Genomic DNA, 14,566 nt, shown 5'->3' with positions numbered 1-14,566 from the left:
GGGAGCCGGAACGAAAGTTCTAGGAACGATAGTTCCTAAACGGTATGCTTGCGTCACTGGACGCGAGACGATGATGACAAATCTTATTGATGTTCCATCGGAAGAAGGTGAGGTCTGCGATTATGACCTCAACAATCTGGCGCTTTACGCGGCCCTAATGGATGCCGCCGATGCCGGCCTTTCATGGCAGGAGTCTGCGCGCCAAATTCTGCGTCTCGACGAGTATGATATCATTTCATTTGATCTCTATGAACGACACTTACAGCGCGCGCGCTGGATAGTCGGCAAAGGTCTTCAGTCAGCGCTAATCGCATTTTCTAAGAAAACGTAATCGCTGGGATTGAGGCGCACCGCGGCATAGCCGCGACCGCGCTCTAGGGTTCGCTGCACTCACCCCCGAGCCCCTACAGGTCTCGGCCTGCCGGCAACGATCGCTTGCGCATGGGTGGTCGCCGCGCAGTGCGCGCGGCGGCGTTTTCTGTTTGCCTCTCCCGGCGTGGCGGGTGTGGCCGGCGCTCCCGGCTAGGCCCGTCGCGGCCAGGGACAACCCCGCTCGCTGCGCTCCTGCGGGGTGCTCCACGTGCGTTTCGCCCTTGCGGTGCCCTTGTCCGCTGGAGCCGGGCCTTTTGGTCGCGTTTCGCCGCCCACCCCCGCCTTTGCGGGGAGGCTTTGTGCCTTTTTAGGGTGGCGGAAAGGACAGGCCATGCCGAAATCTTCAAGCCGCAGAGCCACCTGTGAGGTCGGAAAGGACAGGAACGGCGAACGGGCGAGCCTCTATGACGAGGTGAGCACGCGCATCGTCGCGGAACTGGAGGCGGGTCGCTTCCCGTGGGTCCAGCCATGGGGAAAGGTCGAGGGGCTGGGCACCAATGCAGCGCCCGGCCTGCCGCGCAACGCGGTGACGGCCCGGCCTTATTCGGGCGTCAACATTCTGATTCTGTGGTGCGCCGTCATCGAAAACGGCTGGCCGTCGCAAGGCTGGCTGACCTTTCGGCAGGCTCGCGAAGCCGGGGGATGCGTCCGCAAGGGCGAGCGCGGCGTGACCGTGGTCTATGCCGATCGCTTCACACCCAAGGGCGAGGCCGAGCGGGCCACACGCGACGGCGACGAGGCACGCCCCGTTCCCTTCCTTAAGCGCTTTACCGTCTTCAATGTCGCTCAATGTGATGGGCTGCCCGCAGACCTTGGCGGTGATCCGGTGCCGTTGGCCGAGAGCGAGATCGCGCCAATCGCCGGGGAGGTGATCGCTGCCTCGGGCGTCGAGTTTCGCGTGGGCGGGGAGAAGGCTTTCTATGCGCCCGGTGCCGACTTCGTCGCCGTGCCGCCGCAGGCCGCCTTCTTCGATCCGGTGAACTGGCACAGGACGGCATTTCACGAACTTTGTCATGCGACCGGCCACCCCAAGCGGCTGAACCGGGACATGACCAATCCTTTCGGCAGCAAGGACTATGCCCGCGAAGAACTCGTCGCGGAGATGGGCTCCGCCTTCCTGTGTGCCGCGCTCGGCATCGTCCCGACCGTCCGTCATGCGGATTATCTCGGCGCATGGCTCGACGTGCTGCGCGAGGATAACCGCGCGATCTTCCGTGCCGCCAGCGCGGCTTCGAAGGCCGCTGACTGGCTGCTTGCCCGCCATCGCGAGGTTGAGAATGCCCGAGCCGAGGAAAGGATCGCAGCATGATCCTGCTTCCCGATGACCTGCGCGAGACCCTGCGCGCGAATGCGATCCGCCATGGCATCGCCATGCGCAGCGGCCTTGCCGAACCGGACTTCGTGCCCCTCCTCAAGCTCTTCAATCCGCTGGGCGCGGCCACATGGCTGGCGACCGAGCTTGCCGAGGATGGCGATACCCTGTTCGGTCTTGCCGATCTTGGCTTTGGATGCCCGGAAATGGGCACGTTCAGCCTCTCGGAAATCAGCGCTGTCCGGCTGCCCTATGGCATGGGGATCGAGCGCGATCTGGCCTTCGAAACGGCTCATCCGCTTTCCGTCTGGGCCGCATGGTCGCGCCGTTCCGGCTCGATCCTCTGGGCGCAGACGATGCTCCGCCGACACGGTCCGGCTTCCCCCGACGCGCCTGTGGACCCTGACATTCCACCGTCCTGACGGCGGATGACGCGAGGCGGCGCGTCACGCCGCCATGTAAGTGCCGGTCAAGCCACGAACACCGCAACCAGCGCGGCCGGCACCTTTTGAAGAAAGGTGATGACCCATGAAACTCGATCATATTCCCCTCGACAGGCTCTATGTCGACAAGACAAACATGCGCTTTGGCCGCAAGGCCCCGGACGTGTCCGACATCCTGCCGACCGTCCGCGCGCGCGGCGTCATCCAGACGCTGCTGGTCCGTTCTCCCGATGCCGAGGGGCGATTCGGGATCGTCGCGGGAAGCCGCCGCTTCCATGCCAGCCGCGTTGTCGCCGACGAACGCCGGGAGGCGGGCGACATTGATCCCGAAACACTGCTCCTGCCCTGCGCCATCATGGAGGAAGGCGATGATGCCGCCGCCATCGAGGCCTCGATGATCGAGAACATGGCCCGGCTTGACGCCGATGAAGTGCGGCAATGGGAGAGCTTCACCCGGCTGGTGCGAGAAGGACGAGGGCTGGACGACATCGCCATGACCTTCGGACTTCCCGAGCTATCCATCCGGCGCGTCCTCGCGCTAGGCAACCTGCTGCCGCGCATCCGCGATCTCTATCGTGCCGAACGGATCGACCGGGCCACGGTTCGTCACCTGACGCTGGCGAGCAAGAGCCAGCAAAAGGCATGGCTGGCGCTCTTCGACGATCCCGACGCCTATGTCCCGACAGGCCACCAGTTGAAGGCGTGGCTCTTTGGCGGCCAGTCGATCCCGGCCCGCTTCGCCCTCTTCGACATCGATGGTTTCGGGGGCGCAACCATCGCCGATTTGTTCGGCGAAGACCGCTATTTCGCTGATCCCGACGCCTTCTAGACGGCGCAGAACGCAGCGATCGAGACGGCGCGTGCCGCCTATCTCGAGCAAGGCTGGAGCGATGTCGTCGTGGTCCCGCCTGCCGAGCACTTCCAGTCTTGGGAATTCGAAAAGGCCGCGAAGCGCAAAGGCGGGCGCGTCTATATCGATGTGCGCGGCACCGGCGAGGTCATATTTCACGAAGGCTATGTCACGCGCGCCGAGGCGCGCCGGATCGAACGCGGCGAAGCCGCCTGCGCGCCCAGGGTGCAGCGTGGCGAACTGACGTCCACGCTCCAGACCTATGTGGACCTTCACCGCCATGCGGCTGTGCGCGCCGCGCTCATAGGCCATCCGGCGCTCGCCCTGCGTCTCATGCTCGCGCACGCCATCGTCGGCTCGTCCCTTTGGACCGTGCGTGTCGAGCCGCAGGCGAGCCGCAATGACGAGGTGCGCGAAAGCGTCGAAACATGCCGGGGCGAGGCGGTCTTCGACGCGGAACGCCGCTTGGTCCTCGATACTCTCGGCTTCGCCGCCGAAGAGCCGACCGTCACCGGTGGAAGCGGCGACGACCATGGCGTAGCAGGGCTGTTCCTGCGTCTTGTCGCGCTTCCTGACGAGGCCGTGATGCGGGCGATCACCGTCGTCATCGGCGAGACCTTGGCGGCAGGCTCGGCTGCCGTCGAGGCGTCGGTGAGGAGGTCGGGATCGCCATGGCGGACTGGTGGCAGGCCGATGAAGCCCTCTTCGCGTTACTGCGCGACCGCGAAGTGCTGGGCCGGATGACGGCCGAAGTGGCGGGCGAAACGGTCGCCAATGCCAATGCGGGGGAGAAGAGCAAAACCTTGAAGCGGATCATCGCCAACCATCTCGGCGGCGCCGAAGGGAGGGACAAGGTCGAGCGCTGGGTGCCCCGCTGGATGCAATTGCCGCCTTCTGTGTACACCGAAAGGGGCGGTGTCGGCACCGTGGCTGCCCATGCCGAGGTCATGGCTGCGCGGCAGACGGCCAGTGGCAGAGGCACTGCTGAACTGGAGAAAGAAGAGGATCGGCTGCTGCCGCAGGCGGCGTGAATTAGCGTGGGCGGGAGCGATCCCGCCCGCCTTCGGCCTGCTGGGAAAATCGCGCCGCGCGGCCTCGCCCTATGGGCTCGGCCGCGCGGCTTTGTCGTGCCTGGATGGGTGCTGGAACAGACAAGCACGGCCCATTATGATCGCCAGACTGCTCATGGAACCCGGGCGGGAAATGCAGGAGCGGTGATGAAGCGCGCAGACACGACCGACATCAGGATGCGGATCGTCATCGATCGGCCCGTTCCTGGTGTGCTCCACAGCCTGCAATCCAAGGACGGCAAGCCACTCGATCCGCAGCGCTCCCGCGACGGCGAACCACTTGCTTTCGATTTCGCCGTTCGTATCGGACCCGGCCCGAAATTCTACGGCGACCACGTCCGCTCCGAGGGCCCCATCCGCCAGTTCGTCTATGTTCGCGTCGGTCAAGCGGCCGGTGATCCCGGCTCACCCTGGTCCCGCCGGATGAAGGTCGATATCCATGATATCGACCCTGTGCTGTTGGAGCGTGCGGCCAGAGGAGGAATTATCGTCACTACGGTCAGCGGTGCCGGCAAGGACGGCAGCCCCGCCTGCGCCACGGTCCTCGCGTTGCGCCGGGAGCTTCTCGAGCGCTAGGACGCGGGGGGCGTTGTGCGCACACCCTAGCGTTGCGGCTTCCCCGTAGCCGGTTTTTTTCCACGGTATCGTAGCCATATCGTGGGAACAAACGTCTCCACCTTTGGATCGCTCATGCCGACCTTGGCCTCTTTCGAAGGCTGGTCTGGCGGCGTGCGCGCCTAGTCCATGCAACGGCTTCGCGCCTCTTTCTTCCCCGCCCTGACGGGCTCCTCGCGGATCAAGAAACAGGCGCTTCCGCCGTCCTTCGCTGGCGCTGCGGCCGTCCCGGTGCACGGCGGCGCGACACCGCCCGATCGACCGCCATCGAGGCCGCATCGGGCGGCATTCGGGCAATCGAGAAGGAGACATATTATGGCACAGATCGGCAGCTTCACCCGCAACGAGGACGGCGTCTACAACGGGGAAATCCGCACCCTCACGCTTCGCGTCAAGGCCACCATCCGGCCCGTCGAACGTGAGCACGACAAGGCCCCGGACCATCGCGTCAGCGCCGGCGGCGTGGAGTTCGGCGCGGGCTGGACCAAGGCGGCTCGGGAGACCGGCGCCGAATATCTCAGCCTCAAGCTGGACGATCCCTCGCTCCCCGCACCGATCTACGCAACGCTGACCCAGGGCGACAATGGCGAGCACAAGCTCATCTGGTCCCGCTGAGGAGCACGAGCCCCGCGTCGAAACCGGCGCGGGGCCTGGCCCTGCTGTGTCGAAAACGCGCCTAGCGGTTCCGACACTCCCGGCCCGGTATCCCGCCAGCCATCCTCGATGTCGCGACCGCATTGTCGCGGGTCGCTCTATTCGAAGGATGGCTCATCATGGACGACGACGACCAGATCGCCCGGGCGACCCGCGCCAAGCGCGGCTCGCCCTTCCTCAACACCGAGCAGGCGGCAGCCTACCTGAAGATTTCCGGTCTGCTGCTGCGGCGCATGCGGCGCGGCGGCACGGGACCAATCTTCCGCCGCCACAGCCGCTTCGTCCAATATCATATCGATGATCTCGATGCCTGGTCGCGCGAGCATAGTGCGCGTGGGCTGTCGAAGTGAGCGGCCGTCGCGACAGTGGGCGCGATGCGCCGCTTCTCGCCTGGGGTGAGGCGCTTCGCCTGCGCAAGGAGGTGCAGCGTCGCCGCAGCCGGCGCTTCTTCGCCGTCGGACTGGGGCTCGGCATGGTCCTTGGCTCGGCCATGCTTCCGCCAACGCCGCGCCTCGTCTGGAACGCCAGCGCCAGTGCTCCGGTCGGGCTCTACTGGATCAATCCGCATGCGACCGTGGCTCCCGGCGACATGGTGGTGGCACGCTTGCCCGAACCTGTCCGGACGCTCGCCGCCGCCCGGCGTTATCTCCCTGGCAATGTCCCGCTCGTTAAGCGCGTCGTAGCCGAGGCGGGCGATGAAATCTGTGCGCTTGGCGACCAGGTCTTCGTAAATGGCCGGCCGGCGGCGAGGCGACGGGTGGCCGATGGCGCAGGGCGAGCCATGCCCACGTGGCACGGCTGTCGCACGCTGCGGGGGCAGCAACTGTTGCTGCTGATGGACAGTCCGGACTCGTTCGACGGCCGCTATTTCGGGGTGACCGAAGGCAACGAGCTCATCGGGAAGGCACAGTTGCTGTGGCGCCGCTGAGATGGGCCGTGGCCCTTCTGGCGTTCGCCGCGCCGGTCCCGGCAGCGAGCCAGCCATCGGCCCAACAACGTGGATCAACGGTTGCGACATGGCGGCCGTACATCCGCGAGGCGTCGCTGCGTTTCGGCGTCCCGGCGGCCTGGATCGAGCGCGTCATGCAAGCCGAAAGCCGAGGCCGCACCTCCCAGGGCGGACGGCCGATCCGGTCATCGTCGGGCGCGATCGGACTCATGCAGGTCATGCCCGCGACCTGGTCGGACATGCGCGCGCGGCTTGGCCTTGGCGCCGATCCGGATGACCCGCGCGACAACATCCTCGCGGGCACATTCTACCTGCGCCTGATGTACGATCGCTTCGGCTATCCTGGTCTTTTCGCGGCCTATAATGCCGGTCCGGCGCGCTATGCCGACTATCTGGCCGGTCGCACGAGGCTGCCGCGCGAGACCATCGGCTATCTCGCTAGTGTCGCGCCGGAAGCAAAAGGGAGTGGCCGGGCCTCGGCAGCAGCGCGGCCGGTGGAGGGGCTTTTTGCCGTACGAAGGATCCCGGCATCGCCGCCTTCCGATAGCCCTGATGCGACGTCCCACGGGTCACTTTTTGTCACCCTGTCGCAGGGGCAATGACGTGAGGTCGTGTGCCCACGAGAGGGAGGAAGCTCGTCTCGATAGACCTATGATGACGGCTGGCGGAGCGGCTATCAAGGCCCGCAGGTGCCCCCCAATTTGCTGCGCAAATCGGTTCCCCCCACGTCCGCTTCGCGGCGCTGCGCTTCGCTCCGCGGCCCTGACAGCCGCTCCGCCATCCGTCCTTCGAACGCCGTTCTCGATGATGGGAACGCGAAGCTTGGAGGTTTCAATGGGCATGTATCAAAGCATCGGAACGGCGTCGGGCAATGCCGTTGATCGCGCGATGACAGCGCTGGTTTCTGGCCTTGAACTGGAATTCGGTCGGGGTGCTGGCGAAGCCTTGGCGCACCGGTTTCTGGAGGCTGAGGAAGCGGACTTTTGCTGGGATGCTCGGATCGAGGAGCGCTGGATCGGCGCTTACGAACGCACCGATGGCGAGGAATTCGAACTCGACCGGATCGCGATTTGCGGGCGGCTCGACGGGAAATGGTTCTGTGCCACCATGATCGTGGATGGCGATGGCCAGGCCCACGGGATGGTGGGATGTCGCCAGTTCACGTCACGGGTCAGGGCAAGGGACGCGATGCTCCATGCGCACTGATCGCAGCGCAATTCGCGGGGAGAGGCGGCGTCAGAAGGCGCTCGTCTCTCCCCTTTTTTTGAGCCTTGGGGGTGAGTGGGAGGGAAGGGAGGGGAAACAAGATAAAGGCAGTGTCTCTCGACCCCTGCCAAGTCTTTGTCTGCACTTCCTTTTTTCAGGAGACAGGCAATCGCGACCGCGAGACAGTCAAGGCAAGAGTGACGGAAATCAGACATTTTCTGCTCGAAATCGCGAGACTGAGGCACCTTGTGATGTCTGACGACGATTTTACCCCCAGGCTCGGCAGCCAGCGCGGCAAGGACGGCAAGAAGGTCGTCAAATATGGCGGACGCATCCGCGCTGCTGCACGCCTCGCGGGCACGAAGACCGGAGTCCGCTCGCGACGGTTCGACGGCAGTCGGATCGGGCGCGGCGCCAGCATGGGGCGATTACTGTCGAGCCGCGACCGGCTCGCGGGTTTTCGCGGGCGCCGTGCCGTGGTGAAGGCGAGCCTGATCCGCTTGGCTGGCAAGGGCGGCCAGGCCGCCCGCGCGCACATGCGCTACATCCAGCGCGACGGGGTGACCCGCGAGGGCTTGCCGGGCGAACTCTACGGTCCCGAAACCGACCGTGCAGATGGCGGTGATTTCCTGAAGCGGACCGCCGGCGATCGCCATCAGTTTCGCTTCATCGTCTCCGCCGAAGACGGCGCGGAATATCCCGATCTCAAGCCCTATGTCCGGCGACTGATGACCCAGGTCGAGCAGGACCTTGGCACGAAGCTGGACTGGGTCGCGGTCGACCACTTCAACACCGAGCGTCCGCATACGCACATCGTGCTGCGCGGGGTGGATGATCAGGGCGACAATCTGGTCATCGCGCGGGAGTATATTTCGCACGGGCTTCGCGAGCGCGCGTGCGAGCTTGTGACGCTCGACCTCGGCCCTCGTACCGATCATGAGATCGAAGCGCGCCTGCGCCATGATGTTGACCAGGAACGGCTGACCGCGATCGACCGCCGGCTGGTCCGCCGCATGGACTTCGACCGAACGGTGTCACCGGCGGACAACGATCCCTTCCAACAGTCGGTCGCGGCGGGACGGCTGCGCAAGCTTAAGGCGATGGGCCTGGCCGACGATGTTGGTGGCGGACGCTACAGGCTCGCCGAGGGGCTGGAGGACACGCTTCGCCGAATGGGTGAGCGCGGCGACATCATCCGCCTCATGCAGCGTGAACTGACCGCCCGCAGGCTTGACCGTGCCGGCGTCGAGCAGGTCGTGGCAAATGACCTTCGAGAACCGATCATCGGACGGGTGATTCAACGTGGCTTTTCCGATGAGCATCGCGACCGGCATTACCTGATGGTCGACGGAGTCGATGGCCGGGTCCATTATGTCGATATCGGCCGAGGCGATGCCACACCATCGGTTCCCGAAGGATCGGCGGTACGGGTCGCGCCGTCGCGGATCGAGGCAACCCAGGCTGATCGCACCGTCGATGCGATCGCCCGCGCCAATGGTGGGCGCTACTCGATCGACCTGCACTTGGCGCACGATCCGGGCGCCAGCGAAGCGTTCGTAACCAGTCATGTCCGGCGGCTCGAGGCGATGCGGCGCGCGGGCACTGGACCCGAGCGCCTGGCGGACGGAAGCTGGACGATCCCCGACGATCATCTTGCCCGCGCCGATGCCTATGCGAGAGCCCAGCAGCGCGACCGGCCAGTCACGTTGGAATTACTGTCGCGGTCTCCGATCGACGACCTGGCCGGGAAGGATGCGCCGACCTGGCTCGATCGGAAGCTTGCCGAGGGCAGTCATGTTGCTGTGCGCGATGTGGGATATGGGCGGGAGGTACGGACCGCGCTCGCGGCGCGGCGGCAGTGGCTGATCGAGCAGCAATTGGCGGACGACGAGCGGCCCGGGTTCCGATATCGGGACGGTGCGCTGGACACGCTGCGCCAGCGTGAATTGCAGCACGCCGGCGAGCGGCTCGGCGACGATATCGGGAAACGGTTCGAACCGGCGCGGCTCGGCGAACGGATCGAGGGAAAGATCGCCCGTCGGGTCGATCTGGAAAGTGGAAGTTTCGCTGTTGTCGAGCGATCGCGGGACTTCACGTTGGTGCCGTGGCGCGACGTGCTTGAACGCAACATCGGCAAGGCCGCTTCGGGCATCATGCGCACGGATGGGATCAGTTGGCAATTCGGGCGCGGTCGAGCGGGGGCGACCATCTCCTGAAGCATGAGGATGTACTTGTCGGGTCTCATCTGGTCAATTCGCCAAAGGCCTTGAGGCAGCAATCAGGCGGACCAATGCCATTCCGGCACGCGCTGGTCCTGCAAGAGCCTCAGGCGCCGCCAATCAAAGGCAGTGAAAATGTCGCCCAGATCCTCCCCTTGGAGGACAGGCAGTGCGGCTGCTGCTTCGCGCAGGAATCGGTGGCGCAGGGCCGCATCGTCGAGGTAGGCATCATGCCACCATGTGATAATCCGCTCGCGGCTCTCGGCGAACATGGCAGCAGAGGGCAACCGATCCCGCTTTTCGTGGCGGTTTATCCGAGAATCGCAGGGCGCAAGATTCCAAAGATCGCCACATGGCCATGCCGACCAAGGCAGGCAGTGATCCACATCCAATTTGGCCTCGCTCAGTCTCCGGGCGGTCCAGACACAGGATAGCCCAGGCCCTCCAGCCACGAGCTTCTGCGCCGCAAACCGAGCGGTTGCCGTGCTGCGCACGGGTTCGCGCCATTCGAGTGCAGCCTCGGCACTGCCGGCTGGGACCGCGAACCCGATATGATCAGCATATCGGCGAATGAGCCTTGCCCATTCCGTCACGAGCATCGGCTCGATCCATGGGCCAAAGCGAGAAAGCGCACGCCACATATTGCCAGGGACGGTGAGGGTTCCCCATGATCGCAGCTGATCCACACCAAGTTCCAGACCCTGTTGGCGCCCGTATCGCCCACGCTGCACAGCGAAAACGGGCTGCTCTGAATTGGGAAAGCGCGTAAAATGGGCGGGCATTGCAGCGATCGTGCGCGCTGCCTCGGTAATCGCTGCCGCGATCGCAGCGCCGCGCTCTGTTTCAAAGACCGAGCCCACACGCAGATCGTAAGCCTCCGTGCCATCCGCGAGAAGCGCCCGGAACCCCGCTTTGGCAAAGCTCAACCCGTCAGGACCGCTGTTGCGCGGAGCCTGGGGCATGCCCAGGCGGATCAGAGGCAAATAGAGGCGAACCCAAGTCAGTGCCACGAGGCCAAGAGGAAGGTCGACAGCATCATCCAGTTCCCGCGAAGGCGTGGCGGCCGCTGGCGTCTGCTCTGCGATCCGAGCCACTGCCCGCAATAGGCCGAGCTTGTAGGTGGATGACTTTTCGTCGCCCAGCACAATGCCGCGGATCAGAGGCAGCGCACTGGTGCCATCATCAGGCAGACGCAGACAGACAGTGGTCCAGCTGACGCCTTCGCGTCCTTGTAGATCGTGAGACGCATGGACCTTGAGGATCTCCATGCCATAGGTTCGTGCCAGGCCTTCGATCTCGCCACTCGAGGTAGAGAACATCGGCCGGTCTTCAGGCGCCGGCCCGGACCGTAAAGTGAGGACCATAACGCCACCCGCACGGAGCAGGGTGACCAATTTTCGAAAGGCGCGCGCCCGGTCTGTTGGCACGACATGCTGCCAAACGGCTGACAGCACGATCAGATCGAACGCCAAGCCGAGCCGATGCACCTGGTCCAGACTGGGCAGCTGGTCGTCGAGCCAACGAATGTCTGGGCTATGACGCGCGCGGCCCTCCAGGCGAAATCCGTCAGCAGGCTCTACAGCGACGACATCATATCCCTGCGCGTGAAGCCAGGCAGCATCCCGCCCAGATCCGGCCCCTACATCGAGCGCCAATCCCTTTTTGGGCAACAGGCCATGGGCCTGCACAAAGGCAGCGCCGCCTGGCAACGCCTCATATCGCGCAGCCAGATCTGCCGCTGCCGCATCATAAGCTGCGATCGTGCGGGCGTAAGAGGTCAGTGCAGGTCACCCATGAAGCGGGCCCGGTGCCGCGCGACATATTCAGGCCGAGGCCGGAATTTAGGATTGGTAGGCAAGTGAATAGGCATGCCGGAAGGCGGGAAGAGGCGGCTGAGCTCGGACGGCACCTTATTATGCGACACGAGTAGACCAAACTGCTCATCCAGGCTGATGAGATGCCGGTCGAACAGCCAATGAGCCGTTGCCGACAAGGCTATCCCATTCTGCACCTCATCAGGTCCCCCGTCGGCGACCGACCAGATATGCGCTGCCTGCGCTTCTGCCTTGCCGCCGCCATTGATCATTCTGAGCCCTGTCACCGCACAGCGATTGTCATACGCGTCGAGCACATGCCCCCGAAAGGCTGCGCTCCGGATCTTCTTATTGATAAGAATCTGTTCGATCCGGCGCTCAGATGGGGGCTCGTGCAGCAAGGCCTGCGTCATCGGATCAAGATGCGCGGCGTCCAATTCCAGGCGAATAGCAAGCCGCTCCGAAAGCGTGTCGGTCAGCCCATCACTGACGATCGCAGTGAAATCGCTGCCGCTCAATGCTCTCACCGACCGCCCGCGCAGTGCACGCCCTGCCTCAGCTGGATTCGAGAGATCCCGCAGCATCTGTTCAGCGAACCGACCTGTCGCGTCGCGATAGGCAACCGGGCGGTCAAATTCGACGAACTGGCTGATCCGCGCATAATAGAGGCCAGGTGCGGCCGGGTCGGCGTCAATTCGGTCGACATGACCTGCTGCGACATAGGCTTTGCGACCACCACCTGATCCCGTCTCGCGGTAAATGATCCAGTCGCCGATACAGGCTTGCGCGGCCCGCAGGTAAATGCGTGGGAAGTGATAACGCTCAGCAATGAGATCGTCATAGCGCGACGCCCCGCTGATCTCGAAGACACCCTTCACAGTCTCATTGCCCGCACCTCATTCCAAAGCGAACTACAATGCAGCCCAGCCAAATGCCAGCCCTAGTCCGGTTGCTTATGGCAGTTGAGCACAGGGAATGGTCATAGTGATATGGACCTCCGGCGCCGAACAGGATTATGATCACGGTCGATGCCACGGGGAAGCGAACATGATCTGACTGGGATCCTGCTCGAAAACGGATTCTACCCCATCCTGCGTATGCCAGGCGGTAGCGAATGGCGGTTAGACGTCACCAAGCGCCACAAACATCTTTTCGGCACACGCGTGAGAGTTGTCGGCGTCCGCGATGGCTTCGATTTGCTCGCTGTGCAGAAAATCGAACCCGCATAACGCGAGACGAAGAGCTTTGGGGCATGGCCCTTATGATGCTGCGGCAGCATGGCGATAAAGCGCCATCCGAAGTCGCCGGCCGGATCGCGAGGTTGGCACATCATGGCGAGGATGGTGGCGTTGCCCTAAGTCTGACAGAGCGCACCAGCTCGCTCATGGGTAGATTTTTCGTGCTGCCTGAAGCACGACGGCACCGATTTCGCGCTCCTCCTCAAATGTCATCAAGGATAGATCGATCGGGCGGCCAAGTTGATCAAGATCGATCGCTGCACGCAAGGCATCTGCCTGCGCCGCGGTCTCGCACAAAATCAGCAGGTCAACATCGGAGCTGAACTCCTCTTCGCGATCCATCGAGCCGAACAGGTACCATTCCGTGTCTGCCGCGACCGATCCGAGCTGTCCGGCCAGAGCTGTGAGTGCATCTACGTTGTGGGCGCGGGTCACTTCGCGAGGCGTCGCATGAGGTCGCCGAACATCATTGCCTCGGCCCCGATCGAGTCTGCTGCGTTGCGTGCCGCATCGGTCACCTTGCCGTAGCTCGACATCTTCAACGCGATGTCGAAGGCGCCGATCTTCTTGCGTGCGTTGCGGACGTCTTCCGCACTGAGGTTATAGGCATCGATGAGAGCGATCGTAAGGTCGTCGCCTCTTCTGCGGTGGGCGACGAATACCGACTCGTACGGCCGCGAGACTTGCCTGACATTGGTGTGCTGGCCGATCGCGTCCTCGAAGAAGGCGAACTCCTTGTTTCGGTAGCCGGTCAGGTTCCCTTTTCGTACCGCCTTCCCGAGGTCACCGAACGTTCCGAAGCCCGCCGGCACGCCTTGCGCCAGAGCGATAGCATCACCGGTCCAGATCGAGCTCGAGGGCACGTTGATGATGAAATCCGGCTTCGTCGCCATCGCTAGGACGGGAGCAACGTCCGCCGCTTCGACCATCGGTTTGGCGCCGATTACGGCAACGGTACCGGTATTGCCCTTGCCATCATCGATTTTCAGGAAATCCTCTGCCGTCCGCCCGACTACTTTGTAGCCCGATTGATCATCGACGTGGGCTTCGACCCAATCTGTAACGCTGCCGGCCACGATCATTTCTCCAAAATAGTCTGCATGCCAGCCGGGAAGCAGCTTGCATCTTCATTTGCACCGCCGATGTGGACGGCTTCGAGGTCGTCGACGTGCTGGCGGAACACCTCGACGGTTTTGAGTTCCTCTCCGGAGAGCAGGTGCCGGTTCGCGTCGAGCTGGGCCAGCACGCGGTTGTTGTTGGGTAGGATCCCGGTGAGCATCTTGCGGCGCCACGTTTCGGCTGCTCCGCTCTCCGGATCGCGCGCAGCCTCAATGTGAGGACCATACTGACTGAAGATCGCATGGTTCTTGGCCAGCAGCGGAGCTATTGCTTCGCGGGCAGCGGCACGATCGGGGAAATTCGTAACACCGAACACCGCCGCCAGCTTCTTGGTGTGCTCGCGTTTCCATTCAAGGATGCGCGTGTCGGGAAAGGCGTCCGGCGCCTTGTCGATCATGGTATGGCAGATCGCGCAAAGCAGGATCAGGTTCTCGAAGGCTCCCCGTTCTTCCTTAGTCAGTTCCGGCTTGGCGCGCGGTCCATCGTCATTTGCTGCGAACACATGGGCCATTTCGGCGACGTTCACGGCTTGGCCGTCCGCGTCGATAAACAGCTCCCGCACGCAGTTCGGATTTTGACAATACCCGCCTGATGCGGCGAACAGCCGCCGTTGAGTATTGGTGTCCGGTGAGGCAGCACCGCGAGCACAAGCCAAGTTCAATCTCCGAAATCGTTAATCTGCCAGCGAATATAGGAAACCACGCT

The 14,566-nt window shown here is 63.7% G+C and carries 16 protein-coding genes and 2 pseudogenes; 13 read left to right on the top strand and 5 right to left on the bottom strand.

Annotated elements, in window-relative coordinates; all coding sequences use genetic code 11:
* Positions 1 to 70: 70 nt before the first annotated feature.
* From BMY84_RS00245 to rlxS, 11 genes and pseudogenes are all read left to right on the top strand, one after another.
* Positions 71 to 331 (top strand): hypothetical protein, encoded by a 261-nt coding sequence (locus BMY84_RS00245; RefSeq protein ID WP_256214983.1) that lies wholly within the window; start codon positions 71 to 73, stop codon positions 329 to 331.
* A gap of 372 nt (positions 332 to 703) precedes the next feature.
* The gene (locus BMY84_RS00240; RefSeq protein WP_093079216.1) at positions 704 to 1,681 is read left to right on the top strand and encodes an ArdC family protein; all 978 of its coding nucleotides are present in this window, start codon (positions 704 to 706) and stop codon (positions 1,679 to 1,681) included.
* A complete protein-coding gene (locus BMY84_RS00235) occupies positions 1,678 to 2,106 on the top strand; it encodes a DUF2958 domain-containing protein (RefSeq protein ID WP_093079214.1) in 429 nt (142 codons plus the stop codon). The genes BMY84_RS00240 and BMY84_RS00235 overlap by 4 nt, the downstream gene beginning before the upstream one ends.
* Before the next feature lie 106 nt (positions 2,107 to 2,212).
* Positions 2,213 to 4,008, top strand: a pseudogene (locus BMY84_RS00230) (ParB/RepB/Spo0J family partition protein).
* 186 nt (positions 4,009 to 4,194) lie between these two features.
* Positions 4,195 to 4,623: a DUF5990 family protein gene (locus BMY84_RS00225; protein ID WP_093079211.1), complete on the top strand. Its 429-nt coding sequence runs from the start codon at positions 4,195 to 4,197 to the stop codon at positions 4,621 to 4,623.
* Between the two features lie 354 nt (positions 4,624 to 4,977).
* The gene (locus BMY84_RS00220; protein WP_093079209.1) at positions 4,978 to 5,277 is read left to right on the top strand and encodes a DUF736 domain-containing protein; all 300 of its coding nucleotides are present in this window, start codon (positions 4,978 to 4,980) and stop codon (positions 5,275 to 5,277) included.
* Positions 5,278 to 5,435: 158 nt separating this feature from the next.
* Positions 5,436 to 5,666: a DNA-binding protein gene (locus BMY84_RS00215; RefSeq protein ID WP_093079206.1), complete on the top strand. Its 231-nt coding sequence runs from the start codon at positions 5,436 to 5,438 to the stop codon at positions 5,664 to 5,666.
* The gene (locus BMY84_RS00210) at positions 5,663 to 6,244 is read left to right on the top strand and encodes a S26 family signal peptidase (RefSeq protein WP_093079204.1); all 582 of its coding nucleotides are present in this window, start codon (positions 5,663 to 5,665) and stop codon (positions 6,242 to 6,244) included. Before BMY84_RS00215 ends, BMY84_RS00210 begins: the two co-directional genes overlap by 4 nt.
* On the top strand, positions 6,232 to 6,867 hold the full coding sequence (locus tag BMY84_RS00205) for a lytic transglycosylase domain-containing protein (RefSeq protein ID WP_093079201.1): 636 nt from the start codon (positions 6,232 to 6,234) through the stop codon (positions 6,865 to 6,867). The genes BMY84_RS00210 and BMY84_RS00205 overlap by 13 nt, the downstream gene beginning before the upstream one ends.
* Positions 6,868 to 7,099: 232 nt before the next feature.
* Positions 7,100 to 7,471, top strand: a complete 372-nt coding sequence (locus BMY84_RS00200) for a hypothetical protein (RefSeq protein ID WP_256214982.1) — start codon at positions 7,100 to 7,102, stop codon at positions 7,469 to 7,471.
* Positions 7,472 to 7,722: 251 nt separating this feature from the next.
* On the top strand, positions 7,723 to 9,687 hold the full coding sequence (rlxS, locus tag BMY84_RS00195; RefSeq protein ID WP_093079196.1) for a relaxase/mobilization nuclease RlxS: 1,965 nt from the start codon (positions 7,723 to 7,725) through the stop codon (positions 9,685 to 9,687).
* A gap of 62 nt (positions 9,688 to 9,749) precedes the next feature.
* Here rlxS and BMY84_RS30320 read toward each other — a convergent pair whose 3' ends face one another.
* On the bottom strand, positions 9,750 to 11,360 hold the full coding sequence (locus BMY84_RS30320; RefSeq protein WP_143074953.1) for a class I SAM-dependent methyltransferase: 1,611 nt from the start codon (positions 11,358 to 11,360) through the stop codon (positions 9,750 to 9,752).
* A 107-nt stretch (positions 11,361 to 11,467) separates the two neighbouring features.
* Positions 11,468 to 12,382, bottom strand: coding sequence for an HNH endonuclease (locus BMY84_RS00185; RefSeq protein ID WP_093079191.1), 915 nt, complete (start codon positions 12,380 to 12,382; stop codon positions 11,468 to 11,470).
* A gap of 150 nt (positions 12,383 to 12,532) precedes the next feature.
* On the opposite strand from BMY84_RS00185, the gene BMY84_RS30315 reads away from it, so the two are divergent.
* Together BMY84_RS30315 and BMY84_RS30785 are read left to right on the top strand one after the other, a co-directional pair.
* On the top strand, positions 12,533 to 12,733 hold the full coding sequence (locus tag BMY84_RS30315; protein ID WP_093079189.1) for a DUF5818 domain-containing protein: 201 nt from the start codon (positions 12,533 to 12,535) through the stop codon (positions 12,731 to 12,733).
* Positions 12,730 to 12,849 (top strand): annotated as a pseudogene (locus BMY84_RS30785) (hypothetical protein); the annotation flags it as partial. The gene BMY84_RS30315 and the pseudogene BMY84_RS30785, both read left to right, overlap by 4 nt.
* Before the next feature lie 37 nt (positions 12,850 to 12,886).
* Here the strand turns inward: BMY84_RS30785 and BMY84_RS00175 are convergent.
* The 3 genes from BMY84_RS00175 to BMY84_RS00165 are packed head-to-tail and all read right to left on the bottom strand — an operon-like array spanning position 12,887 to position 14,516.
* Positions 12,887 to 13,177 (bottom strand): nucleotidyltransferase domain-containing protein, encoded by a 291-nt coding sequence (locus BMY84_RS00175; RefSeq protein WP_093079187.1) that lies wholly within the window; start codon positions 13,175 to 13,177, stop codon positions 12,887 to 12,889.
* A complete protein-coding gene (locus tag BMY84_RS00170) occupies positions 13,174 to 13,824 on the bottom strand; it encodes a hypothetical protein (RefSeq protein WP_093079184.1) in 651 nt (216 codons plus the stop codon). The genes BMY84_RS00175 and BMY84_RS00170 overlap by 4 nt, the downstream gene beginning before the upstream one ends.
* Positions 13,821 to 14,516 carry a hypothetical protein gene (locus tag BMY84_RS00165; protein ID WP_143074952.1) on the bottom strand — a complete coding sequence of 232 codons (696 nt, stop codon included), beginning with the start codon at positions 14,514 to 14,516 and terminating at the stop codon, positions 13,821 to 13,823. Before BMY84_RS00165 ends, BMY84_RS00170 begins: the two co-directional genes overlap by 4 nt.
* Between the last annotated feature and the right edge of the window lie 50 nt (positions 14,517 to 14,566).

The organism is Sphingobium sp. AP50 (assembly GCF_900109095.1).
Taxonomy (GTDB): Bacteria; Pseudomonadota; Alphaproteobacteria; order Sphingomonadales; family Sphingomonadaceae; genus Sphingobium.
This window is presented reverse-complemented; position numbering and strand designations above follow the sequence as displayed.